This is a genomic window from Ginsengibacter hankyongi, from assembly GCF_008710285.1.
In the GTDB taxonomy this organism is placed as follows: domain Bacteria; phylum Bacteroidota; class Bacteroidia; order Chitinophagales; family Chitinophagaceae; genus Ginsengibacter; species Ginsengibacter hankyongi.
In genome coordinates this window covers 67,025-93,135 of record NZ_VYQF01000010.1, presented here as the reverse complement: position 1 = coordinate 93,135, position 26,111 = coordinate 67,025, and the positions used below count along the sequence as shown (strand labels likewise).

General features: G+C 36.6%; 23 protein-coding genes. 12 read left to right on the top strand and 11 right to left on the bottom strand.

The features are described 5' to 3' along the window. Positions 1-171: 171 nt before the first annotated feature. Positions 172-888 (top strand): EcsC family protein, encoded by a 717-nt coding sequence (locus tag FW778_RS20320; protein WP_235906510.1) that lies wholly within the window; start codon positions 172-174, stop codon positions 886-888. Positions 889-980: 92 nt separating this feature from the next. Here the strand turns inward: FW778_RS20320 and FW778_RS20315 are convergent, their stop codons facing one another. Next, positions 981-3,638 carry a PAS domain-containing protein gene (locus tag FW778_RS20315; protein ID WP_150416720.1) on the bottom strand — a complete coding sequence of 886 codons (2,658 nt, stop codon included), beginning with the start codon at positions 3,636-3,638 and terminating at the stop codon, positions 981-983. A 171-nt stretch (positions 3,639-3,809) separates the two neighbouring features. Between FW778_RS20315 and FW778_RS20310 the strand changes: the two genes are divergently transcribed. Together FW778_RS20310 and FW778_RS20305 are read left to right on the top strand one after the other, a co-directional pair. After that, a complete protein-coding gene (locus FW778_RS20310; RefSeq protein WP_150416719.1) occupies positions 3,810-4,319 on the top strand; it encodes a VOC family protein in 510 nt (169 codons plus the stop codon). 65 nt (positions 4,320-4,384) lie between these two features. After that, the gene (locus FW778_RS20305; RefSeq protein ID WP_150416718.1) at positions 4,385-4,615 is read left to right on the top strand and encodes a DUF4287 domain-containing protein; all 231 of its coding nucleotides are present in this window, start codon (positions 4,385-4,387) and stop codon (positions 4,613-4,615) included. A 376-nt stretch (positions 4,616-4,991) separates the two neighbouring features. On the opposite strand, the gene FW778_RS23295 is transcribed toward FW778_RS20305, so the two are convergent. The 3 genes from FW778_RS23295 to FW778_RS20295 are packed head-to-tail and all read right to left on the bottom strand — an operon-like array spanning position 4,992 to position 6,739. After that, positions 4,992-5,150 carry a hypothetical protein gene (locus tag FW778_RS23295; protein ID WP_202552396.1) on the bottom strand — a complete coding sequence of 53 codons (159 nt, stop codon included), beginning with the start codon at positions 5,148-5,150 and terminating at the stop codon, positions 4,992-4,994. A gap of 16 nt (positions 5,151-5,166) precedes the next feature. Continuing rightward, a complete protein-coding gene (locus FW778_RS20300) occupies positions 5,167-5,736 on the bottom strand; it encodes a class I SAM-dependent methyltransferase (RefSeq protein WP_150416717.1) in 570 nt (189 codons plus the stop codon). 37 nt (positions 5,737-5,773) lie between these two features. After that, positions 5,774-6,739 (bottom strand): AraC family transcriptional regulator, encoded by a 966-nt coding sequence (locus FW778_RS20295; RefSeq protein ID WP_235906505.1) that lies wholly within the window; start codon positions 6,737-6,739, stop codon positions 5,774-5,776. A gap of 18 nt (positions 6,740-6,757) precedes the next feature. On the opposite strand from FW778_RS20295, the gene FW778_RS20290 reads away from it, so the two are divergent. After that, positions 6,758-7,732, top strand: a complete 975-nt coding sequence (locus tag FW778_RS20290) for a phytanoyl-CoA dioxygenase family protein (RefSeq protein ID WP_150416716.1) — start codon at positions 6,758-6,760, stop codon at positions 7,730-7,732. A 145-nt stretch (positions 7,733-7,877) separates the two neighbouring features. On the opposite strand, the gene FW778_RS20285 is transcribed toward FW778_RS20290, so the two are convergent. Further along, positions 7,878-8,252, bottom strand: a complete 375-nt coding sequence (locus FW778_RS20285) for a cupredoxin domain-containing protein (RefSeq protein ID WP_202552395.1) — start codon at positions 8,250-8,252, stop codon at positions 7,878-7,880. A gap of 165 nt (positions 8,253-8,417) precedes the next feature. On the opposite strand from FW778_RS20285, the gene folK reads away from it, so the two are divergent. Then, a complete protein-coding gene (gene folK / locus FW778_RS20280; RefSeq protein ID WP_150416715.1) occupies positions 8,418-8,903 on the top strand; it encodes a 2-amino-4-hydroxy-6-hydroxymethyldihydropteridine diphosphokinase in 486 nt (161 codons plus the stop codon). A gap of 135 nt (positions 8,904-9,038) precedes the next feature. Here folK and FW778_RS20275 read toward each other — a convergent pair whose 3' ends face one another. Next, a complete protein-coding gene (locus tag FW778_RS20275) occupies positions 9,039-9,650 on the bottom strand; it encodes an ATP-binding protein (RefSeq protein ID WP_150416714.1) in 612 nt (203 codons plus the stop codon). A gap of 169 nt (positions 9,651-9,819) precedes the next feature. Next, a complete protein-coding gene (locus FW778_RS20270; RefSeq protein ID WP_150416713.1) occupies positions 9,820-10,089 on the bottom strand; it encodes an RNA recognition motif domain-containing protein in 270 nt (89 codons plus the stop codon). 210 nt (positions 10,090-10,299) lie between these two features. On the opposite strand from FW778_RS20270, the gene FW778_RS20265 reads away from it, so the two are divergent. Further along, the gene (locus FW778_RS20265) at positions 10,300-10,755 is read left to right on the top strand and encodes a cold-shock protein (protein ID WP_150416712.1); all 456 of its coding nucleotides are present in this window, start codon (positions 10,300-10,302) and stop codon (positions 10,753-10,755) included. Between the two features lie 600 nt (positions 10,756-11,355). Here FW778_RS20265 and FW778_RS20260 read toward each other — a convergent pair. Then, entirely contained in the window at positions 11,356-12,165 is an 810-nt protein-coding gene (locus tag FW778_RS20260) for an OmpA family protein (RefSeq protein ID WP_150416711.1), read from the bottom strand. Positions 12,166-13,355: 1,190 nt separating this feature from the next. On the opposite strand from FW778_RS20260, the gene FW778_RS20255 reads away from it, so the two are divergent. After that, positions 13,356-14,144, top strand: coding sequence for a DUF6089 family protein (locus FW778_RS20255; protein WP_150416710.1), 789 nt, complete (start codon positions 13,356-13,358; stop codon positions 14,142-14,144). Positions 14,145-14,148: 4 nt separating this feature from the next. Here FW778_RS20255 and FW778_RS20250 read toward each other — a convergent pair whose 3' ends face one another. After that, positions 14,149-15,765 (bottom strand): OmpA family protein, encoded by a 1,617-nt coding sequence (locus FW778_RS20250; RefSeq protein ID WP_202552393.1) that lies wholly within the window; start codon positions 15,763-15,765, stop codon positions 14,149-14,151. A 176-nt stretch (positions 15,766-15,941) separates the two neighbouring features. Here FW778_RS20250 and FW778_RS20245 point away from each other — a divergent pair, with 176 nt between their 5' ends. Continuing rightward, on the top strand, positions 15,942-16,175 hold the full coding sequence (locus tag FW778_RS20245) for a YtxH domain-containing protein (protein WP_150416708.1): 234 nt from the start codon (positions 15,942-15,944) through the stop codon (positions 16,173-16,175). A gap of 113 nt (positions 16,176-16,288) precedes the next feature. On the opposite strand, the gene FW778_RS20240 is transcribed toward FW778_RS20245, so the two are convergent. Next, complete coding sequence (locus tag FW778_RS20240) at positions 16,289-16,648, bottom strand: SnoaL-like domain-containing protein (protein ID WP_150416707.1); 360 nt, start codon at positions 16,646-16,648, stop codon at positions 16,289-16,291. A gap of 206 nt (positions 16,649-16,854) precedes the next feature. On the opposite strand from FW778_RS20240, the gene FW778_RS20235 reads away from it, so the two are divergent. The 4 genes from FW778_RS20235 to FW778_RS20220 all read left to right on the top strand — a co-directional run bounded on the left by FW778_RS20235 (position 16,855) and on the right by FW778_RS20220 (position 23,122). Next, positions 16,855-19,047, top strand: a complete 2,193-nt coding sequence (locus FW778_RS20235; protein ID WP_202552391.1) for an outer membrane protein assembly factor BamB family protein — start codon at positions 16,855-16,857, stop codon at positions 19,045-19,047. Positions 19,048-19,289: 242 nt separating this feature from the next. Next, complete coding sequence (locus FW778_RS20230) at positions 19,290-21,203, top strand: T9SS type A sorting domain-containing protein (protein ID WP_150416706.1); 1,914 nt, start codon at positions 19,290-19,292, stop codon at positions 21,201-21,203. 61 nt (positions 21,204-21,264) lie between these two features. Next, complete coding sequence (locus FW778_RS20225; RefSeq protein WP_150416705.1) at positions 21,265-21,762, top strand: DinB family protein; 498 nt, start codon at positions 21,265-21,267, stop codon at positions 21,760-21,762. An 85-nt stretch (positions 21,763-21,847) separates the two neighbouring features. Next, positions 21,848-23,122, top strand: a complete 1,275-nt coding sequence (locus FW778_RS20220) for a serine hydrolase domain-containing protein (RefSeq protein WP_150416704.1) — start codon at positions 21,848-21,850, stop codon at positions 23,120-23,122. A gap of 46 nt (positions 23,123-23,168) precedes the next feature. Here FW778_RS20220 and FW778_RS20215 read toward each other — a convergent pair whose 3' ends face one another. Continuing rightward, the gene (locus tag FW778_RS20215) at positions 23,169-25,793 is read right to left on the bottom strand and encodes an MGH1-like glycoside hydrolase domain-containing protein (RefSeq protein WP_317132391.1); all 2,625 of its coding nucleotides are present in this window, start codon (positions 25,791-25,793) and stop codon (positions 23,169-23,171) included. Positions 25,794-26,111 lie beyond the last annotated feature (318 nt).

Below are 26,111 nucleotides of genomic sequence, written 5' to 3'. Positions count from 1 at the left end.
AATATTATTCAAATGTATATGATTGAAGGTGTAATACAATAATGAGTCCATCTATTAATGGATTTAAAGACAGCCTTAAATTGGCTACACAAAACTATTGCCAGTAAATCAATATTGCCTGTTCCGGAAGAAACCCTATCAAAGAACCTACCTTTGTATAAAATATACCGGATGATAAATGCATACGAAATATATGCGTTAGCCGAAGTAAAAACCTGGCAAAAAAGAATGCTTAAAAGGCCCTCATTTTTAAATTCGATATCAAAAAAAATCCAGGTAAAGGTCAATAGCTGGATACCCGAAAAAATTCACCAGGCAATTACGGCGGCCATTAAGCAAATGGTGCGTGGCGTTTTATTTGGCGCAAAGTACGCTACTGCAAAGCCTCTTTTACATGCTGAACTGGAGCAAAGGGAAATAGCAGTGCGTAAGAAAATTGATATCTACCGAAAAACGGCTGCAGTAGAAGGCGGCATAACCGGTGCCGGTGGAATATTGCTGGGGCTCGCCGATTTTCCTATACTGTTAGGTATTAAAATAAAGCTATTGTTTGATATAGCGGTTTTATATGGTTTTGACATTGATGACTATAAAGAAAGAGTGTACCTGCTTCATATTTTTGAACTGGCTTTTTCCAGCGATGAACACAGGAGAAACATTTTTATGAAAATGACTGACTGGGAAACTAAGCGGAAAGATTTACCTGAAGATATTCACCAGTTTGACTGGCGCAATTTTCAACAGGAATATAGGGACTACCTCGATCTAGCAAAGATGGCACAACTCGTACCCGTTATTGGCGCCCCGGTTGGAATAATTGTAAACAACCGCCTTGTGAAAAAACTTGGCTATACCGCAATGAATGCCTACCGTATGAGAATATTATAATGTAGAAGGTAGTGCACAAGCAGCAATTACGAACAGGCGAAACAAAAACTGCGCATATCGTATGCAGTTATATTCCCATTCGCATATACAAGTTATCCATTAGCCGGTGTATTGTGGTTAAATGGCAGCCATGCATAAAACACAGAACCTTTGTCAACTGTGCTTTCAAGCCATATCCTGCCTCCCAGTCTTGCAATTATTTCTGCACAAATAAATAATCCGATGCCCATACCCGGAAATGTAGATTGGGTGCCATCGCTTACGCGATAAAATTGTTTGAAAATATTTCTTTGTTCTCTTTTTGAAATTCCTATACCGAAATCCTGGACGGATAATTCAATTCCATCCCTTTTTAGTTGCGAACGCACAATAATATTGTCAGCTTTTGGTGAATATTTTATAGCATTAGAAATGAAATTATTAATGATCTGGCCTAGTTTATCTTTATCGCTGTTAACAATAGCAGTTGCATCTAATTGCATTTTAATTTTATGAGTGGCGCTTGTTTTTTGCATGTCGTCCACAACTTCTTTTATCAGTTCGTTTATGTCAAAAGCGGAGTCTTTATAAACCAATTTGCCTTGTTGTATTTTAGTAATGTCCAACAAGTCTTCTATAAGCTCGGTAAGTTTGTTAACCTGGTTCCCCATTTTTTTAATTATTGCCAATGTTTGTTCATCACCTTTGGCTTCGAGAATACTCTCTGCAATGTATGCGTAGGCTTTAATGGTGGTCACTGGCGTTTTTAATTCATGCGAAGCCATGCTGATAAATTCATCCTTATGTTGTTCAATAATTTTCTTATCGTGAATATCGGTGGCGGTGCCTATCCATAACTTTATTTCGCCATTTTCCTTTCTTACAGGTGTTGTTTTTAATGTGAACCACGAATAGCCACCTCCGGGATTTTTAAACCTGCATTCGCCTATATAAACAACTTTATTTTCAAATGCGTGTGCCCAGCCATTGGCAACTTTTTCCAGATCATCAGGGTGAATTACCGAACTCCATCCGCCATTATTTATGTCATCAAGCGATAAGCCGCTCCAGTCCATCCATTGTTTATTGATGTAGGAAATTTTTCCATCCATTTCAATTTCCCATATCATGTGTGGGATTGCATCTGCAATAAGTTCAAATTTCTCCTGGCTTTCTTTCAAAAGCTTTTCTTTTTCTTTCTGCTCTGTTATATCGAGTACGGTTCCATAGATTCGTAAAGCGTTTCCCAATTTATCGAATACTACGTTGCCGTTTAATCTTACCCAGTGTACAGATTTGTCCTGCCATAGCACCCTGGCTTCATAAAATAAATAACCGGTTTTTTTTGCGGTTTCATGCGCCTCGTCTCTTATATGCGCATCATCGGGGTGCAAGGCATTTCTTAAATCCTCGTGGGTCTTTTTTGTATTAGGAGCAAATCCAAAAATTTCTGCCAGTCTCGCCGAATAAATAATTTTACTATTAACTACATCCAGTTCATAAGTACCTAATCTTCCTGATTCTACTGCAAGTCGAAGCCGTTGTTCGTTTAAGCGGAGGATTTCTTCTTTTATTTTTGCTTCAGTAATATCAAGTACGGTTCCAATAAATTTAACCGGCTTGCTCTCATAAAAAAATACTTTGCCCTGTGCTCTTATCCATCTAACACTTTTATCAGTAAATCGTAAAATGCGGTATTCTATATCATATGATCCTGGACCCGAAGGATCCATAGCTTTTTCTATAGCATTCTGTGCAAAGTCTTTATCATCCGGAAAAATGTGTTCAGAAAATAATTCGTAATTGACTTCTTTGTCCAAAGGGAATTGGTAAATTCTTTTGCACTCATCCGACCACGTTAGTTTACCGGTTTGTGGAAGAAATTCCCAGGTTCCAAGCCGGGTGGTTTCTGTTGCAAGCCGCAGCCGCTCTTCGCTTTCTTCCACATTTTTCCTGGAAAAAACCTGGTCTGTTACTTCAGTAAAAATTGATAAAATGCCCGCGATATTTTTGTCCTCGAAATATGGCTGCAACACCATATTTACAAACATATCTTCCCTGGTGCCATTTTTCAAAAAAGTAACCGGGCTTTCATTTAGAAAAATAGTTTCCCTGGTGTTTAAAACTTGGTTGAGCAATTTAAGATACCCTTGAGTTGCTATCTCCGGAAAAATTTCAGCAATGGATTTACCAATAATAGACGCATTTCTTCCGGTTAACTCAAGGAACGCTGTATTCGCCAACTCCATTATATGTTCGGGGCCTCTTGTTAAGGCGAAGGCTACCGGTGTCGCCATAAAAAGATCGTAAGCCTGGAGGTCTAATACTTGTTTCTCCTGCTTCTTTTTTAATTTAACCTGCTCCGTTACATCGTACCCTGACGCAAGAATTCCTTCAGTTACGCCTGAACGGTTTTTAAAAGGTGTATAACTTAAATTAAAATATCTTGTTGACGGTTGATCGTCACCGGCAAATAAAGCCGTGGCCGCAATTTCTGTAACATGGTAAGGAACTCCGGTGATATATACCTTTTGCAGTAATGAAATAAATTGTTGTCCTTCTAACTCAGGGATAGCGTCTTCCAAAGATTTACCAATCAATTCGCGACCACTCATTAATTGAATATATGCTGCATTGGCAAATGTAAAAATGAACTTTTCACCTGTTAGAATTGCAAAAGGAGACAGTGCCTGGTTAAGGAAATATTCGAAATTATTTCCGACGGTCATATCAAACTTATCCGGTGCTCTCATACATAATGAAGATAACATCTTTCTGTAATATATTGTTTAAACCCGTGGATAAATGAGCAACTTTCAGGTAAAACCTTCTTGTCGCAAACGACCCTGTAAACGTCGGTATTGCCCATCGTAATAAATTGAATTTGCAAATACTTTTGTAGAAGAAATTCAAACAAATATTAATTTTTAAACCAAACAACTATGGCAGCGATACAAAAAATAACGTCATGCCTTTGGTTTGATGACCAGGCCGAGGAAGCAGTAAAATTTTATACTTCTGTATTTAAAAATTCAAAAACGGGTAGGGTTAACCGTTATGGTAAGGAAGGCTACGAGATTCATGGCAAAAAAGAAGGAAAAGTGATGACAATAGAATTCTGGTTAGAAAACCAGGGCTTTCTTGCGCTGAATGGCGGCCCGGAATTTAAATTTTCTGAAGCAATATCATTTATTGTGAATTGCGAAACGCAGGACGAGATTGATTATTACTGGAAAAAACTTTCTGAGAGTATGGATGAAAATGCCGGTGTGTGCGGCTGGCTAAAAGACAAATTCGGTTTGTCGTGGCAAATCGTTCCTTCAAAACTGGCTGATATGCTGACGGATAGCGATTCTGAAAAATCGCAAAATGTAATGAAAGCATTACTTCAAATGAAGAAACTGGATATTGCTGCTTTGGAAAAAGCTTTTTCATCTACCGCTGACAGCTAGAAACAACTAAAAAAGATTGTCTATAAAATAAATTTGATTTTTATAAAAATTTAAATGCAAAAACTATGTCGTTCCAGGCTTATTTGGATACTATTAAAATTAAGACAGGTAAGGGCCCCGATGAATTTAGAAAGCTTTCTGAACAAAAAGGATTTACAAAAAACGGGCAATTAAAACCAAGTGTAAAAGCGGGTGAAATTGTAAAATGGCTTCAAGAAGATTTTAACCTGGGGAATGGTCACTCAATGGCAATTTATACCCTACTCAAGGGAATAAGAAAAGAAACCCGTGGGTAATGATTAATTATTTGGCTTATGCAGTGCTTGTTATTTTTAATTTCTTATCGTTTGTCATAACGTAATTTTTATTCTTACTTCAATAAAAAATCGTTCCGTTTTATTTCTGGATTAATAGAATAACTATTTAATACGCGGGTATGTTTATAAAGTTACAGGAACGATAGAGATTGTAGAAGTTTTGCCGCTGGAAATTGAAATTTATTGCCAGTACTTTTGTGGGGTCAACTTTTATATAACAGCAATAAAAACCACCCTTTTCAGAGTGGCTGAAATTAACTACAACTATAACACAGAATATAAACAGATAATCTGTTAAGTTATTGCGCAGTACCGAAAATATTTTTAAGTGCGAATAGCTCCAGAAAGTGGCACGCTAACTCCAGTATATTTTGGTATCGTATTCAAATTGAACCCTGCCTTCTTTCTCAAACCTATGGAACAGATCTTCCATTTCTTTCATTAGCTCCCAGTGAATGCTTCCTTCTTTCGGGCAGTAAGAGGAAGACTGCAACCTCCCTTTTAAACTTGCCAAGTCAAATACCTGGAAATTAGCAACTGTTTTTTTTATGTATTCTTTTCGGTGCGAAAAAATCACTAATGTCTTCGTCTGAAATATTTTTGTGCGTTACTTTATTGTATTCAGGAATGTGTCTTAAAATCGTTTCATAATCTTTTTGAAAATCATTTTCATCTTTCCTTACATTCCATACAAACACCATATCTCCGTTCGGTTGTAATATTCTGCTAAATTCTATTTTTGTTTCTGTTGTATTAAACCAATGAAATGCCTGTGCGCAAAAAATAATATCGATGCTATGTTGTGGTAAGCTTGTTTGTTGCGCTGTGCCATTAATGCTGGTAAAATTCGAGTTGTTTAAATAAATTAATTCTGCTGCTTCCCGCATTTCGCGGTTGGGCTCCACGGCAAGAACTTTATTACCATTGTTTACAAAGAGAGCTGATGAAATGCCAGTGCCGGAGCCAATATCAGCGATAATTGAACGGGGATTAAGATCAATTTCTTCTTTAAGTATTTCAATAACCTGTTGTGGATAGCCGGGGCGATATTTTATGTACTCTTCTACGCTGTCGGAAAATCTTGTTGCGCTTGTTTTCATTAGAAATTAAAATCAGTAAAGTGATACTTATAATAATTTACGCGTAACGTTTTTTAAATACTGACGGATTTTCGCCGTTTAGTTTTTTAAATAGCTTATTAAAATAAGAAAGGCTTTCAAATCCCACTTCATAACAAACTTCCGAAATGTTCTTATCCTGTAATAACAATGTTTTTGCCTGGGTTATTTTATATTGATTTACAAACTCGGTAAAGGTCATTTTTGTTTGCTTTTTAAAATAGCGGCAGAACGCGGGAGTGCTCAGGTGCACACTTTCAGCGACTTTATTTACATCAGGCGTTTCGTTATAATTAGCATGGATGTATTTATAAATTGCGCCCATGCGAATTTTATCATTTAAAAATAATTTTATACTGGTATCCTGTTCATTCAACTCCGTTACTTCAGTAGATGTAGCAAGTATCTGTAAAATTTCGAGTAGGCATAACAGTTGTTCGAAATGTCCGAGCTTATGCATGTACTTTAATTTCTTTGCAACAGTTTCTTTGGTTGTACCTGTAAAAGATAATCCCATAGATGCTTTATCAAAAAGCAGTTGTATGGTTTTTAATTCAGGTATATCATCGAAAGCATCTCCAAGAAAGTTTTCTTTTAATTGAATAACTACCTGGTGATAGGCGGTTTTTAAACCGTAATCAAAATTTAAATGCGGAATGTTCGATCCTATCAGTACAAGATCACTTCCCATAAAACTGGAGATGTGTTGGCCCACATGACGGATACCAGTAGTTGCTTCTACAAACACCAATTCGTACTCGGGGTGATAGTGCCAGTAGAAGTAATTTTTTAATCTGGGTGTAAACAGTTTAAATGACTGGCCTGGGTTAGTAATTACAATTTCCTTTTTGATTTTCATCCATCTGGTTTCCTGTAAAGCTACAAATTCCGGGTAAAAATCACTGAAAGTGTCAATAGAGAGCAAAAAGTGGTCATTAGAGATATTAGTCGTCGGTTTATGATTAGAGACCTTTGTATCATTCAATACAATTAAAAATATTTTATGGAACAAAAAACAATGACCACTACCATGGCTCCTTCAATGAATGCGCACAAAGACATTCCCGGAAATCCATCCACGGCCAAAAGCAGCAAAATAAAATTAAATGACCGCTCAAATGGAAAACCATTAAACTTGCTTACTGAAGAAGATTGGCAATTCTGGATAACCAACGGTTATATAGTTATAAAAAATGCAGTACCGAAAGAACAGGTAAAAAGATTAGCCGATTTTTTATGGGAGTTTGAGGAGAAAGATCCAAACGATCCCTCAACATGGTATGCGCCTCCACGTGCGGAAATGAAGATGAAGGAACTTACCAACACAGGTATGGTTGAAGTCTACAACCACCAGTTACTTTGGGATAATCGCCAATATCCGAAGGTACACCAGGCTTTTACTGATATATGGGGGACTGAAAAATTATGGGTGACCATTGACAGGGCAAATTTAAATTTACCTGTACGTGAAGGTTATGAGCAAAAGGGTTTTATTCATTGGGATTATGATCCTGAAACAAGGCCACAAAATGTACAGGGCGTTTTGGCGCTGGCTGATCAAAACGATGAGAACATGGGCGGGTTTCAATGCATCCCCGAATTATACAGAACTTATGATACCTGGAAATTAACTCAACCAGAGGACCGCGATCATTTTAAGCCAGACGTAACAGGATTTGAAATTGTAAAAGTAAAAATGAATGCCGGTGACCTTTTGATATTTAATAGTACAGAGCCACATGGAATACGTCCAAACAGGAGTAAAGATAAAGTGCGATTGGCGCAATACATTTCTATGATGCCCGCAGAAGAAGACAATGAAGAACTGCGTCAATGGAGAATAACTTCATGGAAAGAAAGAAAGGCGCCGGAAGGATATGCATTTCCCGGCGATCCAAGGAATTGGGAAAAGACCAGATACACTACCGCAGAATTATCACCACTCGGAAGGAAACTTTTAGGACTGGATAGATGGTAATTGATATTATGGTATTTTATAAGATGCTGTAACAATGTTATTAGTTATTCTCCATTTGCCGCAATTCTATAATACACTTTTTTCGAATATACTTTAGCGTTATATAACTAAAATATTGTTGATTAATTAACTTAAAGGCATTGGCTTATTGAGTTACTACCAGGGTTGCTGTCATTCCTGAATGTATGTTGCAGTGATAGGCGAACGTACCTGCGGTTTTTGTAACATAGCTATAGGAAGCACCTCCGCCAATATTGCCGCTGTTAAAACTTGTTCCGTCATCGGATGTTACCGTATGGGCATATCCGTCATTGTTTTTCCAGGTTACAGTTGTGCCTACTTTCACAGTTAACGATGAAGGACCAAACGCCATGTTTGCAATGCTGACCGTACCTGGTGTAACTCCCGTACCGCCGGTTCCGTTATTGGCCGGAGTGTTACCGGATTTACTGCACGAAAAGCTAACGAACATTATAAATAAGATTATAACGCTCAATACCAAATTTTGATTTTGTTTCATAAATGTTTACAATTAAAGATAAAAAATGAGTTTTTTTAAAGAGCCTTTCCAGTATAAACGTTGGTTTAAAAAAAAAGGTTGCTTATTCTTTTTACCGGGACTTATTTTATAATTTATATATTAATATTTTTACCAAGTTTTAATTAAGGATGTATTATAAAAAATATGGAAAAGGTATTTATAGCATTAGGGGGGAACGTTGGGAGAGTTTCTGAAAAGTTTGAAATGGCTATTGAAAAAATTAGAGAAATGATTGGCCCTGTTATTAAAGAATCATCTCTTTACAAAACAGAACCGTGGGGTAATAAAAACCAGGACGATTTTTTAAACAGTGTAATATGTGTTGAGACGAATCTTACTTCCGATGAGGTTTTAAAAAATATTCTTGCTATTGAAAAAGCCATGGGGAGAAACAGGAATAAGGATAACCAGTTTGCTCCACGAACCATTGATATTGATATCCTGTTTTATGGTAATAAAATTATCAATACCGATCATTTAATAATTCCTCACCCCAGGCTACATTTGCGGAATTTCGTTCTAACTCCCTTGATGGAAATTGCGCCAGGGCTTATACACCCCATTTTAAACAAAACAATTGAAGAAATATCCGGATTAAATACCGATTCATCTGTAGTAAGAATAATATAATCAGTTTGATTACATTAACATCTTTCGGCTAAAATCCTGTTCGGTCATCGTCTCGACTATATCCAAATGAGCGAACAAAATTTCTGTAGATTACATATTCTGTAAGGCGCGGTTGTTCTGTATGAGGATTTTCCGTTAAGATGGCTTTTTGAAATGAATGATAGTATGAAATTTTACAGGAATTGTATTGGCGGAGGCTTCCCTATTTTTTGAGCTAAATATTATCAATCCGGGATATTCATTTACCTGCTGGAGTAAATAAGATATTTGGCTGCTGGCATAACGGTCGTGTGAATCTTTTACATTTGTTCTTTTGCCAAACAAGGCGTCGGCTTCATCGAAAAAAAGTATCCAGTTATTTGTTTTGGCTTCTTCAAAAATCTTTTCAAGATTTTTTTCGGTTTCTCCTATATATTTGGAAACCAACCGGGAAAGATCTATCCTGTATACATCGAGAGAATTTTGATTACCAATTAATTTGGCAGTAAGCTTTTTACCTTTCGCAGGCCCCGCAAATAACACTTTATAAGTAGAGGAAGTATTGTTTGGTAAGTCCTCAACTTTAACGGCTGCATTAACTGGTGATTTGAAATTGTATAAATTACTGAGTTGTAGCCTGGTTGATTTATCTATACGAAGCTGATCCCAATTCTTTTTTGTAGCAATTCGTTTTAAGAGTTTTTTATTACCCTTTGCAGAAAACGTTTGTGGGTCGCCGTTAGCAAAATGTTGTTTTTTTTTACCCATATCAAATTATAGTTATTAAGAAGCAATACAGAATAAAAATAAACATCGAATGCTGTAATTGTAATGCTGGGGCAAGAAATTAACAAGGCATAACAATTAGATTCAGTTTATTCAGGACGAACGGATCATCATTTAGTGTTGGATGTAGAACAGCGCCGTGTCACACTGGTTACCATCTTCTTCCGGAATTGGACGGTGGCTTTTCTTCAGCTTGTTTTACAATAAGTGGCTTTTTACCGAGCGAAATATCCTTTAAATTTTCAATAGCATTTTTTGCGTCCGTGTCATTAGGCATTTCTACAAATCCAAATCCTTTACTCTTCCCCGTTTCCCTATCCATAGCGACCCGGGCGGTAGCAACCTTGCCGAATTTTTCAAAAATCTCCTCCAACTCAGCATCATCGAGATCATAAGGCAAACCAGCTACAAATAGTTTCATAATAATATTTTTTGCAAAGTTACATAACTTATATTGGGATTTATAATGTTATATTATATGCGGTGCTAATTTTACATGGGGTGTTATATCTCCAATATTTTATTTCATTTTCACCGTTCAAAAAAATTGTTTTGCTTTATTTTGGTACAGAAATTTTGTACCTTCATTGGAACAGGGAATTAATAATATAAACTTAAAGAGAAAAGAATTATGAGTAAATCGCAGGAAACATGGAACAAAAAAGAAAGAGAAAAGAAAAAGCAAAAGAGCAGGCAGGATAAACAGGAGAGAAAGCAGGAAAGGAAAGATAATGCCAAGGAGGGTAAAACTCTTGACGATATGCTTGCTTATATAGACGAAAATGGAAATCTTTCTTCTACTCCCCCAGATCCTGGTAAAATGAGAAAGATAAAATTAGAAGATATTCAAATTGGTGTTCCCAAACATGTGGCACCCGATCCGGCAGATCTGATAAGAAGAGGAAAAGTTACATTTTTTAATGAATCAAAAGGATATGGTTTTATTAAAGACCAGGTAACACAGGAAAGCATTTTTGTGCATGCTAACGGGTTAATTAACCAAATTAAAGAAAATAGCAAAGTAACATTTGAAATTGAAATGGGACCAAAAGGCCCAAGCGCTGTAAATGTAAGATTAGAAAGCTAAATAATTTTAATCTACGAACCGAACCCTCGTATAAATTTCTCCTGGTTATTCATTACTCAAGGTTTTTTATGGTAGGCTGGTTAAGTCCCGAAGAATAATCTTCGCCAGGTCATATATCGTCTCAAACAAAAAAACTTCCGCTGATTAGTGCGGAAGTTTCTGAAGACTAACTTCATGAAAATAATTTATTCCTGGGGTATCGTGGTCTTTCAGGATAAATCAAATTGCCTTTTTACGGGCTGGTTTTCATTTGGATAATTTGGCATTTACAGGTATTGAATTTTAAAACAGAAGTTGACTGATATCGGATTGTTATTTGGTTTTTTATCGGATTTGGTAAAGTTCTTTCAAATGGATTTTTGGATTTCTGATTAATGTTTGTTGAACATCAATCAACTTTTGTAACAAAGATAAGTTCACGCTGTACACTTTACAATAGCATTACTGCGTAATTTTTGGCATATTGAATTTACCACATTATTAGTAAATCAACGAATAGGCATATACGTAATGTTACTATTTTACTAAAAAAAACTTGAGCTTATTAAATTAAAAACTCACGTAAACGTTAACGCAGGTTTTCTTTCCAGATGTAACAGTTTACATTCCGAGTAGATGATACATTTCATCTAATTTGGGCGAGAGAATTATTTCAGTTCTCCTGTTTTTGGCGCGTCCTTCAGGTGTTTCGTTGCTTTCAATAGGTTCATAATAACTATGCCCCGACGCTATTACTCTTGCAGGATCCACTTTATAATTATTGGTCAATATTCTTACAATTGCATTAGCTCTTGCAGTGCTAAGATCCCAATTATCTTTAAACCTTCCGCGAATCGGAATACTATCCGTATGCCCTTCAATATTTACTGAAACATCGTTATTGAGATTAAGTACGGCTGCAAGTTTAGATAATGCATCAATTCCCTTAGGATTTACAACAGCGCTTCCTGAAGGAAACAGTAAATTTTCAGAAAGACGAACATATACCTTACCGTTTTTTTGATACACTGACAGATCATTAGAATTAAATCCCTTTAACGCTTCGGTCATCTTATTTTTTAATTCTTCCGATTGTTTCTTTTGTTGTTCTAATAATGCCTGTAAATGTTCTAATCTTTCCTTTTGTTGCTGTAAAGTTTCCTTGCTTTTGGTTAATTGGTTTTGTTGTTCAGTTGTTTGTTGCCCCAACTGACTGTTTTGGTTATTCAACGCATCAATTTTTGCGGTTAAATCTTTAATGTTTTCCTGTAATGAAGCAATTTTTTCATTTAATGAAGTAACTTGGTCAGCCAGCCTCGAGCTATCCTCGCGAAGGGTTGCAGTTTCCATTTGCGATTGTTTTAAATATCTTTTAGCAACGCAACTGCTAAATAAAATAACAACGGATATAAATATTAAAGTTTTTTTCATAATTAATTTTTAATGGTATATGGTATCTATTAGGAAAAACGTGCCGGAATATTTTTTGTATTAAAACGGCTGTAAAAAATGTCAATGCAGCAACCGCTGTGGATAAATTTGCTGTCATTGGTTATTTTAATACCCGCTGAGCATTTAAATAATTTTCATTTTTTGAAAAAATAAAAATTACCCAGTAATAGGACATAAAAAAAGCTTCTGCCGGTAAGTGCAGAAGCTTTTGAAGTTAAACTTCTTTGGAATAAGTTATTCCTGGGTATTACGGTTTTTCAGGATAAATGGGATAGCCTTTTTACGGGCTGGTTTTCATTGGGACAATTCGTTAATTACAGTATTGGATTTTAAAACAAGAAGTTGACTGATACCGGATTTTTGTTTGGTTTTTTATCGGATTTGGTAAAAGTTTGTTCAATGGATTTTTGGATTTCAGATTAATGCTTGTTGGACATCAATCAACTTCTGGAACAAAGTTATAGGTGTACGATGCAGTGTGCAATAGTGATATTGCCTTATTTTGACCATATTAATTTTACTGAAGTTATAGTAGATTAACGATAAACAAGCGAGTAAGAATACCCGTTAGGTGCAGTATAAACGGGTAAACTTTTACATAAAGAATATAGAAATTGTCGATCAAAACCTAATAGATAAAAAAAACTTCTGCCGGTAATTGCAGAAGTTTTTTAACATCCCCATTCAATAATTTAATTCTGGTTTTGATGGTTTTTTAGGATAGAGATAAGCCGGTTATTGGCTGTTTTTCATAGGAACAATTATTTATATAGAATCAGTCGTTTTAAAAATATGAAAATGACTTGGCACAAGATTAAGCGTGGTTTCCCTCAAAACCAGGGCTGTGCTTTTCATTGGTTCTGGGTATTTTTCATTTCGCTAATCGACATCAATCAACTCCTGTTACAAAAGTATTTAGCGACCGTATGTGAAACAAGAGCGCTTCTGCTTAATTTTCGGTCTTTTGTATTTACTGTAATCTTCGTACATCATCTATGAATGGAAATAGTAAAATAGCTATTATTGCGTATAGTAAGTTTACTTTTAACATTGATATTATCTGACTAACCGAAAAAAAATTAATTTTAATAAAAAACCGCTACTGTTTACTGAATTAAATATTCCAAAGCGAACCTCATTACTCAAACATAAACCACAATACTGCTTGTATGAAAACATGTTTAATTTCCCTGTTGCTTTTTTCGAGTGTATGCAAAGCCCAGGAGTGGCAGGTGGAGTTAATGGCAGGCGCCGCGGGATATAACGGAGATTTAACACAACAGAGGGTTTCAATCAAACAACTAAGGCCCGCTTTCAATTTAAATTTAAAATATAATTCGGGCGATTTTTTGAACTTCCGTGCAGGAATCGCTTATGCAAGAATCGGCGCAGATGATAAAAATAACACAAGTCCACTTTTAAAAAACCGTAATCTTAGTTTTAAAAGCGATATTATAGAACTAAATGCTATCGCTGAGATTAATTTATTTGACCCAGAAACTTTTACAGCCTATCCTTATATTTTTGGCGGTGTGGGTGCATTTTATTTTAACCCATTCACATTTGACAATAATAATAAAAAAACATATCTCCATCCGTTAAGCACAGAAGGCGAAGGATTAAAGGAATTTCCTGACAGGAAGCAATATTCTCTCATTCAATTGTGTATCCCGGTGGGAATAGGATGGAAGATGCCTTTGAATGAAAAATGGGATATGAGTTTTGAATTTGGATATAGGTTTACTTTTACAGATTACCTCGATGATGTAAGTAAAAATTATGTAGATCCTGCAGTGTTGAATGCGGCGAAAGGCCCAAAATCAGCAGAGCTTTCCTACAGACAATCAACTCCTCTGACTGCCGCGGATGTACGGGGAAATCCTTCCATAAACGATGTTTATTATTTTGGAGGAATTAAGCTTGCAACCAGCCTCAACAACCTGTTTAAAAAACATTAAAGAATTAATTCTTCAGAATTTTAAATTCCACTCTCCTGTTTAATTGTCTGCCTTCATCAGTATCGTTAGTGGCAACCGGCTTCGTCTCTCCGTAACCGTGAGAAGTGATTCTCGATGAGTCTATTCCTTTTGAAATTATATATTCCATTACAGACCTTGCCCGGTTATCACTCAATTTAAAATTGTATTCGTCAGAACCGCGGCTATCGGTATGTGCGCTCATTTCAATTTCAATCGAAGGGTTTTCATTCAGCAATTTCACAACCCGGTTCAATTCAATAAATGACTCAGGACGAAGATCCCATTTATCAAAATCAAAAAACACATTATTCAAGCGTACAACCTGCCCCACTTCTATAGGAACCAGGTAAAGATCTTTATGAACTTCTTTATAGCCAGCCTTAATTAATGAATCAAGATTAAGATTTTCTGAAATCGCAAAATAGTGATCGGCCGTAGCCCGAATGCTGTAATTTTTATCGTAAGGCAATACAATTTTAAAAGCACCATCAATTGGGTTAGAAATTCCATTACCAGCCTCAGTGCCATCAGGCAAAGTTTCGTACACCAGCGAAGCGCTTAGGGGCTTCTTTGTTTTAGCGTCATACACATTACCATCTACCAGCACTACAGGGTTTGGTTTTTCTTTCTCCAATAATTTAATACGCACGATATCGCTTGCGCCGTAGCTGTCCTGGCTTGTAGTCATGTATGCATATTCACCTCCGGCATCTAAAGTAAAAAAAGCATCCCAGTCCGGCGTATTTATCGGGCTTCCCAAATCCACAGGGTCGCTCCATTTTTGCCAAGAATCATCAAGGCGTTTACTCCACCAAATATCGTTATCACCTAAACCTCCGGGCCGGTCGCTGCTGAAATAGAGTGTCACTCCATCAGATGCAAGGTATGGCGTCATTTCATTATACTTTGGCAGATTTATTTTTTTCCCAAGGCTTTTGGGTTCACTCCATGTTCCATCTTTTTGCAAAAAGCAAACATATATATCGTTATTAAAACTCCCCTCCTTCTGCGACATGTAGAGCAATAAAGTTTGTCCATCATTTGCCATGGTTGCACCATATTGATTGCCCCTGTCATACTTGTCATAATTTTTTATTTGCAGCATTTGGGGCTTACTCCAGTTTCCATATTTAGTGAGGTAACACATGCTTACGCCATTACCAAAATAATCTCCGTCAATAAATGCATTTCTTATAAGAATGCGGTTATTATCAGGCGAAATCCAAAAAACTGCATTGTATTCTGTTGTATTTAAAGGGTATCCAAGGTGTACTGCCTCACTCCATTTGCCGGTGCTATCTCTTTCTGAAAACCAAATGTCCTGCGAGTTTGGAACCACATTGTATTTGGTATTAAACGGATGGTTCTGTCTTATAAAAAATAACAAATTACCATCTGCAGAAATCGTGGGTCTTAGTTCGTCAAATTCGGTATTTATTTTTGGCCCTATGTTCTCTGATTTTACTATCGTTTCAGGCATAATGATATTTTCCTTCTGCGCAATTAACCTTAGAGTATCAGCAGAATTATCGTTTGAAGGCTGGGCGATACTATATTTTATACAAATACAAAAAACGAAAAAGAGTATAATTTTTTTCAAAAGAATCGGGTTTGGCCGCATTTATAACGCAAAACCCAATTAAATAATATGCCTTTCGATTAAATTTCCTTTTATATTATATTTATGATATTAACAGCTATAATACATTTAACTGGCAACGTTTTTGAACTAAAAAATTGAAAATCTTTTTATCATTAAAAATTTAAAATAAGAATATGAAAATTGAAAACGCAACCATTTTATTGATGACAGGTATTGCAATTGGCGCAATTGCTGGTTTATTAATGGCCCCCGATGAAGGTTCCAAAACCCGGAAGAAATGGATGAAGAAGGCAAAAAAATATAAAAAAGATGTGGAAGGTAAGGCAGCAGAATATAAAGACAAGGCCGTTGATTTAAAAGAAAATATTGAGGGCGCTGCAAATGATCTCAAAAAAAGATTTTCTTAAAAAGAAAATCTTTTAACACCCAACTGGTAATTCTTCTGGTAAGAATTACCAGTTTTTTTTTAAACAACCTTTTCCGTAAAGTCGATTACGCGTTGGCGTTAAATCTTCTGGAATTACATAAAAAAGTGTTCTGAAATAACCTCGCCATCCTTTACTTCATAAACACATAGTTCCGCCATTTGCATACGCCCGCCTTCTTTCATAGTAACATCCATTGTCATAATGCAGGCAAAAGAATTGGTTGCAATTAACGGGTCGGAAATGGTAATGCCATGCCTTTTTTCCACCATCGAATCAAATTTTTTCCCTTTTTCAAGTATTGCATCTAATCCCTTTGTTTCCTTATCAAATGCAGGCGTTGCGTGTGGCTCAATACTTATAGCATAGTTGGAAAACAAATCTTTTTGTGCAGTTTCAAAATCTCCACTGCGGCAAAGTTCAACGAGGCGGGAAGCAGTTTGCTGTGTTGTCATAATTGAATTGTTTAAACGATTATTATTTTAATTCCTGCTGAATTAATTAATCAAGTTTCATACGTTAAATTCCCAATAATGAAAATTAATTAGCAATCTTTAATTTTTTCGATCAATTTCTTTGCCGGAATTATTTATATTTCATCTTTATCTTCATAAAAATGATTGCTCCTGTTATTTACACCAACAATTTATAACTGAAAAAAATGAAAATGCAGTTTCGCCATTTAACAGCTCTCTTTATAATATTCGCCGTTTCGTTTTCGTGTGAACGATCTATAAAACAATCCTATAAAAACTGGAGCGTGTATGGAGGAACAAAAGATGCAATGCATTACTCATCCTTAATTGAAGTGGATACCAGTAACGTGGGCGAATTGCAGGTTGCATGGGAATATCATACCGGTGATGCTGATACCGGCTCAAGTACTCAAATACAATGTAATCCGATAATAGTTAATGGAGTATTATATGCCCTTTCTCCAAAGATGAAATTGTTTGCACTTGATGCCGCAACGGGTAAAGAAAATTGGGTGTTTAATCCGGAGGTGCTTAATAGAATTGATACCAATGCGCCCGCAAAACTACCATTGACATTCTTAAATACAGGCCGTGGAGTATCCTATTGGACAGATGGCAAAGATGATAAAAGAGTATTTTATACGGCAGGTTATTATCTTATTTGTTTAAATGCAAACACCGGGAAAATTATTACCACTTTTGGAGAAAATGGGCATATAGATTTACACGACGGCCTTGGAAGACATGTGAAAGACCGGTTTATAACTTCGAATACGCCCGGCGTTATATACAAGGATCTTTTAATAATGGGTTCAAGAGTTGCTGAAGATGCAACTGCTGCCCCTGGACATATCAGGGCTTACAATGTAATAACGGGTAAACAACAATGGATCTTTCATACGATACCGCAACCTGGTGAATTAGGTTATGATACCTACGAAGATAAAAACGCATGGCAACATCTTGGCTCTGCCAACAACTGGGCGGGCATGAGCCTTGATGAAAAAAGAGGAATTGTATTTGTTCCATCCGGTTCTGTAGCCTTTGACTTTTACGGAGGCAAAAGATTGGGTAATAATCTTTTTGCAGATTGTGTTGTAGCGTTAGACGCAGCTACTGGTAAACGTATCTGGCATTTTCAAACAGTTCATCACGATTTGTGGGACAGGGATTTACCAACCGCTCCCATATTGGCTACTATCACAAAAGATGAAAAGAAAATTGATGCTGTTGTACAAATAACTAAATCAGGGTTTATTTTTTTATTTGACAGGGAAACAGGAAAACCCATTTACCCGGTTGAAGAAAAACAAGTTCCTACCCAATCGGAACTTCAGGGTGAAAAACCATCGCCTACTCAACCTTTTCCAACTTTTCCAAAACCTTTTGCAAGGCAGGTTTTAAATGAAGGCGATTTAAATAATCTTGTTTCGGATTCTTCATACCAGGATATTAAAAAAAGATTGGCATCGTATAAAACAGGAAACATTTTTAATCCCCCTTCAAAGGAAGGAACTATTATATTTCCCGGCTTTGATGGCGGGGGCGAATGGGGCGGCCCCGCCTACGATCCGTCGACGGGAATAATATATGTGAACGCAACCGAAATGCCTTGGATACTCACAATGATTGATGTGAAGAATGATGAAAAAACTAATGAAACTTATTTGCAGGCAGGAAAGCGGTTATATATGAAAACTTGTGTTGCTTGCCATGGGCCAGAAAGAAAAGGCGCAGGAAGTTATCCTTCCTTAATTAACGTAAATAAAAAATATAAAGAATTAGCTTTTGACCAGTTGCTTGCTAACGGGCGCAAAATGATGCCCGCTTTTAATACTTTTTCTGCTGAAGAAAAAAGTGCCATTGCATCATTTATTCTCGATATAAAACATAATCAATCTAAGAAATTTATAGCTCCTTTAAAAACGAAAGATCCTTATTTGGATCTTCCTTACACCAGTACCGGCTACAATAAATTTCTTACAAAAGAGGGCTACCCTGCTGTAAAGCCACCATGGGGCACACTTACAGCTATCAACTTAAACACTGCTGAAGTTGTTTGGAAAGATACACTGGGAGATTATCCTGAATTAAAGGCGAAAGGAATACACTCGGGTACTGAAAACTATGGCGGCCCTGTTGTAACGGCCGGCGGACTTATATTTATAGCCGCTACAAGCGATAGTAAAATAAGAGCATTTAATAAGAGAACTGGCCAGTTATTATGGGAGGCGGAGTTGCCTGCATCAGGTTTTGCAACACCTGCTGTTTATAATATAGATGGAAAAGAATACCTCGTGATCGCTTGTGGCGGGGGTAAATTAAAAACCAAATCAGGAGATGCTTATGTTGCTTTTGCACTACCCGCTAAGAAATGAATTATGTACAAAAGGGTTTTATCATAATCGAAACTGAAATATCCTTTAAATAAATATCGATTCTTACCATTTTATGAAATCCTCCTTTTATTATAAAGTGTGAAACTGAGTTATTATATTTGAGGTCTAACGAATACTGTATCTTTTACCCTCAATTACAGTACATCTTACCAATCCAACATTTCACCAGATAAGACCGTTATTTTCTTAAGCCAATATCAGTACTCTTTAAAATCTACCGGATGGTAAAAATATTTTTACGCCAATCATTGGCTTTGTTCGCTCTTAGCATTGCCCTGAGTTATACGTCAGTTGCGCAAAATTCGTTGTTAGTTAATTTCGGAACCAGTTCATGCAGCGGTTCCGGGGAGCCGGCCTTTTCTCTTATCAAAAATCCACTTACTGATTCTACGTCATCTTTAATTACCTGCAGCATGGCGAACCAGGTACCGGATATTTTTGCAGTGTTTGTTGCTTACAACCCAAAAAATAATAAAATATACATCGCTGATATAAGAACTTTTACTGAAACAAAAATATGGGTGCTCGATATCGGGCTTCCTGAAAATATCACCTGTCCATCCCTGCTGGACAGCACACCAGATTATACATACAGTTATGTCTCAAACAATTTTGAATTTGACAACAACGGTGATCTTTGGTCATTTTCAAATTATAACGATACAATTGGTCAATGCAAAATTGATAAATTTGATGTAACAACCGGAAACATAATCAACACACGAACGGTACAATTTCCTGCGGGGAATTTTCCCGCCAGCATCACCAGTGGTGACATTACAATTTTACCCAATGGTCGCATGTTTGCAACCCTTGGGAGTTTTCCTTCGCGGCTGTACGAAATTAAAAACTATAACACTTCTACTAATGCTACTGCAACCTTCCTGGATTCCTTACCGCAAAGCTGCTATGGAATCGCTTACCTCAACGGGCAATTAGAAATTACCGGTACTGATTTTTCAGGTAATTGTTACTACTATAAATATGATATAGCAACCAATGTTTTGGATTCAGTAAAAAATTTCCAGGAAGGGCAACTTCCAATTGATAATACCAGCATTACTCCTTCTATAGGTGTTACCAAGCAATTAGTGAACATGGTAAAAGTAAATGATAATACTGCTGACCTCACTTATGAAATCTATGTAAGAAATCTTGGTAATGTTGCACTTAATAATATCAACGTTAGTGATAATCTTGCAGCAGTTTATGGCGCAGGAAACGTGTCTAATATAAATGTATCTTTTGTCCCCGGCGATAATGCAGCGAACCTTGTATTGAATCCCTCGTATAATGGCAGCACTGATACTTCCATATTACTGGCAGGGCAAAACTTAAACAACGAGACTTCTGTAAATACAGATTATTTTTTAAAACTTCGTTTAAGCTTCCGTGTTACAAATCTCAATCCTGCCGCGACTTATATGAATTCGGCCGTAGGAAGCGCCACTATCGGAAGTATGGGGACTTTAAGCTTTAGTAATGTTGCAGATTCCTCAAACAATGGTCCGGAAAGTGCGGTAGATCCTAATAATAATGGCAATGCAACGGAACCAGGCGAGAACACTCCTACTCCATTTAATTTTAGCACCTTGCCTGTAAGGTTTATCAGCATTAATGTTTTATCTGTTGATAAAACTTCTGCTATGGTTAAATGGACAGTTGCTACACCAACCGTTAGTTCGGATAAGTTCGAAATTGAATATAGTGTAGATGGAAGGAATTTTAAAAGTATCGGAGAATTAAAAATCGATAACTCGAATCAAGGTAGTTACAGCTTTTTGCATAAAAATATTCCGGGAGGAAATTTATTTTACCGCGTTAAGGAAACAGATATTGATGGAAAGTTCGTTTATAGCAGCATCGTTGTATTGCACAATAAAAATGCTCCCAATAGTTTCATCATTTATCCAAACCCGGTCAATAATAATGTTACCATCACTTCTACAACTAGCGGCATCGGTAAAACGCAAATATTATTATATGATGCAGTCGGAAGACAATTAAGCGCTAAAATAATGTCATCAGCTATTGAAGATATTAACACGGCTTCATTACCTGCGGGAACTTATGTTTTAAAAGTAGATAACAATGGAACTATAACGACTCAAAAAATTTTGATCATACATAAGTAAATAAGCCATTCCAAATTTGGAATATATTTTCATAATTTAGCTATTCATCTAAATTATTTGTATGCCTGTTAACACTGCCTTGCTTGCTGAACTAAAACATGAGGCAACCAATACAAGAAAAATGATCGAGCGTGTCCCATCGGATAAACTCGAATGGCGGCCTCACGAAAAATCAATGACTATCGGAAGACTTGCCACACATATTGCTAATATACCCATATGGTTTGACCGGATAATAAACGCAGACGAATTTGATTTTGCAACAGCAAATTTCAATACTGAAAAACTGGAGAACACAGACGCTATTTTACAATTGTTTGATAAGCGAATTGATGATGCAGTAAGGATATTAGAATCTGCATCTGACGAAACATTAAATGCATTATGCACTTTCCGGCGCGGCGATCATATATTTTTTCAATTACCCAAAAAGGCCACTCTTAGAAATTTCAGCTATAATCACCTGTATCATCACCGCGGCCAATTGAGCGTTTACCTGCGTTTGCTTGATATTGCGGTTCCTGGAATGTACGGGCCTTCGGCTGATGAATCAATGTAATTTATTGAAATATTAAGGGGATGTTTTTCTATAAAAAAGATTTCCTACTCGGAAAATTAACTTTTAATTCAAATTAATACAGGTCATGGGAAAATTTCTGTTTCAGCCATACGTTTTTTTTGCGTTTATTATTTTCTTTCCATTACTTCTGCAGGCGCAGGTAATACAAAACAACACCAAAAACAATACTGTTGATTATTACAAATTAGCAAGGATTGATGGTTTAGTGAATGATTACATTGCTAAAAACTGGTTAACAGGCGCGGTAACGATTGTAATAAAAGATAACCAGGTTGTGCAATATAAAGGTTATGGATATGCCGATGTTGCCACAAAAAAGCCAATGAAGAACGATGCGATCTTTCGCATCATGTCGCAAACAAAAGCGATAACAAGCGTTGGACTTATGATTTTATATGAGCAAGGAAAACTATTGCTTGATGAACCCATTTCAGATTTTATTCCTGAGTTTGCACACCCTGTTGTGTTGGATAAATTTAATGAAGCAGATACCACTTACACTACGGTGCCTGCAAAAAGAGAAATCACTTTCCGCGATCTCCTTACTCATACATCCGGACTTGATTATACAGATATCGGCAGTTCAAAAGTGATGGCGATTTATACAAAGAATCATATTCCATCGGGCCTGGGTTATTTTGATGCAAACCTGCTTGACCGGATGAAAGCACTTGGTAAACTCCCTCTCTCTTTTCAGCCTGGTGAAAAATGGCAGTACGGCTTAAACGCCGATTTGCTGGGTTGCTTAATTGAAGTAATCAGCGGCACAAATCTGCAGGATTTTCTAACTAAAAATATTTTTGAACCGCTTGGTATGAAAGATACTTATTTCAATGTACCGGCTTCAAAAGCGGGAAGACTTGCAACTGTTTATACAGAAGATTCTTTACACCACATAATTAAATGGAGTCATACCTTTCGCCAAATAGATCCTGATTATCCAATCATGAATAAACATTATTTTTCCGGAGGCGCAGGACTTTCGTCTACAGCTTTCGATTATGCCGTATTTATGCAGATGTTATTGAACGGTGGTATTTATAACGGGCATCGTATTTTATCAAAGAGAACAGTAGAGATGATGACCAGCGGACAATTGAAGCCTGGCCTTTTTGGTGACGACAATTTTGGATTAGGCTTTGATATTACTTCAGAAAAGTCCGCCGCAAGAGGGCCGCGATATGCAGGATCTTTTTCATGGGGCGGGTATTATGGAACCACTTACTGGGCAGATCCAAAAGCTCATCTTGTTTGTCTTTTTATGACACAACAAAATCCAAATAGTCATGGCGATGTTGAACGAAAATTTGAGTCGCTGGTTTATTCAAGTTTGAAATAGGCGGGTCAATATTTTGTACTTTACCAGCAAGCTCAACGGCAGCAGGCTATCCGTTACCGTTATTAAGCTCGCTTATCAATCTCGCTACCAGTGATGTCCACCCCGTTTGATGACTCGCCCCAAGCCCATAGCCGTTATCCCCATGAAAATATTCATAAAATAAAACGAGATTTTCATTACCCGGTTGTTGATAGAACCAATTATCTTTTCCAAATATTTTGCGATTACCTTCTTGGTCTTTTTCAAATAAACAAATTACGCGTCTTGTTAATTCATTCGCTACTTGTTGTAAATTCATTTGAATGCCGGAACCTGTGGGACATTCAACTAATAAATCGTCTCCATAAAATTCGCCATACTTACGAATAGATTGAATGAGTATATAATTTATAGGAATCCATACCGGGCCTCTCCAGTTAGAATTGCCGCCAAAAAGATTGGAAGTTGCATCGCCGGGATCATACTGAATTTTATATTCTATATTATCGATGGTAACTCCATAAGGATTTTTTTCATGGTACTTTGATAACGCTCTTATGCCGCCTGGCGAAAGAAATTCTTCTTCATCTAATAAATGCTGCAAGATGCTTTTTAAACGTTCCTGCTGAACAAGAGATAATAGAATTCTTTCCCTGTCATCACGCTCTTCATTAGGCCAAAATCGATCATTCTTCTTTCGGTAGTTTTCAAACCAGGTTGTTCGCTTTTTAAAATCAGCCAGTTTATCACGCACCTGTTTTTGAATAGTTGATACAGCAAATAATGTTGTAATGCCCACAATGGATTGTATTTGTAATTGTATCGGGTTAGTTCCTGCGAGTGAAAGAATATCATAAAAAAACTTATCGGTATCATTCCATAAACCATGTTGATTTAATGCTTCCGCTATCAGTACAAAGTGTTCAAAAAACTTGGTTGCAGCATCCTCGAAAGTTTCATCTACCATTGCAATTTCCAATGCCATGTCCATCATGTTCAATGCATACATGCCCATCCAGCTTGTGCCGTCAGCCTGCTCCAGCCGGTGGTTTCCTGGTATCTCTATACTGCGGTTAAATACACCTATATTATCCAGTCCAAGAAATCCTCCCTGGAAAATGTTATTACCACTTGCATCTTTTCTATTGATCCACCACGTGAAATTAATGACCAGCTTATGAAAAATTCTTTTTAGAAAATTAATATCTCCAACTCCTGACATCGATTTTTCAATACGATAAACCTGCAAAGCAGCCCATGCCTGAACAGGCGGATTTACGTCACTAAAGTGCCATTCATAAGCAGGTAATTGTCCGTCGGGTTTCATATACCATTCTCTCATAATCAATAGCAACTGATGCTTTGCAAACCCAGGGTCAAGCATAGCCATAGGAATACAATGGAACGCAAGATCCCAGGCAGCATACCATGGATATTCCCATTTATCCGGCATTAAAATTATATGCTGATTTTTCAGGTGCTTCCATTCATGATTGCGGCCGTTAAGTTTGCCCTGGTTTACCGGCGTAATACCATCACTTGTGGTAAGCCATCGTTCTACATCGTAGTGATAATATTGTTTACTCCATAATATCCCCGAAAATGCCAGGCGTTGTATGTTTCTTAATTCAGAAGAAATATTTTTTGGGAGAATTGCATTGTAAAATTCATCAGCTTCCGCTTTACGTTGAGGAAATATATTTTCAAAACCTCCTTCAAAACTATTATTTAATTCTTTATTAGTAAGGCGTAAGTATATACTTTTTGATTCGCCGCCTGCAATTGTATAATCATAAACAGGTGCAAATTTTGTCCCTGACTTTTTTTTACGAAGTTCTTTTACACTCTTTTTATGTATGATTGCATCATGAAATGCATCTTTTACAAAAGGCGTTGCATTTGGTATTCCTAAAACCTTCTCTGTATTGGTTTCATTCTCTGTATAAAAGGTAGCCCGCGGTTGTTGAAAATATAAATAATAAGTTCCCAACCGTTGATGGGCAGCCTTTACGGCTGTTTTATTATATTCAGTAATCACAGGTTTTTCTGTAAGATTCTGGTTGCTGGCACGATTATAAAACCATAGTGTAGGCAACACCGTTATACCCGCACTTTTCGTATACCGGTTACGTATATTTATTTTGATGAAGATATCCTGCGAGTCTTGCTTGGCATAAGTTATAGTTACATCAAAATACTCATTATCGTTAAAAATGCCTGTGTCTAATATTTCATATTCGGGCTCCGTTCTTGATCTGCGCTGGTTTTCGGTTTTAATTTCTTCATAAGGAAATTCGCGCTGCGGATATTTATACAAATATTCCATATAGTAATGAGTCGGAAGATTATCCATATAATAATATAACTCCTTCACATCCTCACCATGATTGCCGAGCCTGTTGCCAAGTCCAAAAAGCCTTTCTTTTAAAATTGGATCTTTACGGTTCCACAAAGCAACTGAAAAACAAAGATTTTGAAAATAATCTGATATGCCCCCAATGCCATCTTCTCCCCACAGATAAGCCCTGTAATGTGCCTGGTCAAAAGGAAAGTAATTCCATGCATCTCCAAATTCGCTATAATCTTCACGCACCGTGCCCCACTGGCGTTCACTCAGGTAAGGACCCCATTGTTCCATGGGAACTCTCTTTGATAAATTATCTGTAAGACGTTGTTGTTCTGCTGTCATCATTATTCATTTAGGGTATTAATTTTTTACTCATCATTCGAATAAATTTCATGCCACGTCTTCCATGAAAAGGCTAAAGTTAAAATAGATTTTGTTTGATAAACATTTCTTTGTTTTAAGTTTATGCTTTATAGTAAAATTAGTAACCTTTGCAGCCGGTAAATTTTTTGTTTCAGCAATTTTTTCAAACTATTTATTAAATTATACTTTTTTAATTTTTCATTAAAACACCCTATTTTAGTCATGTTCATACTGCGGCCCACATGTTTCACAATGCTCCTTCTTCCTTTTAAAAGCGCCAACAATTTTAAATACCAACAT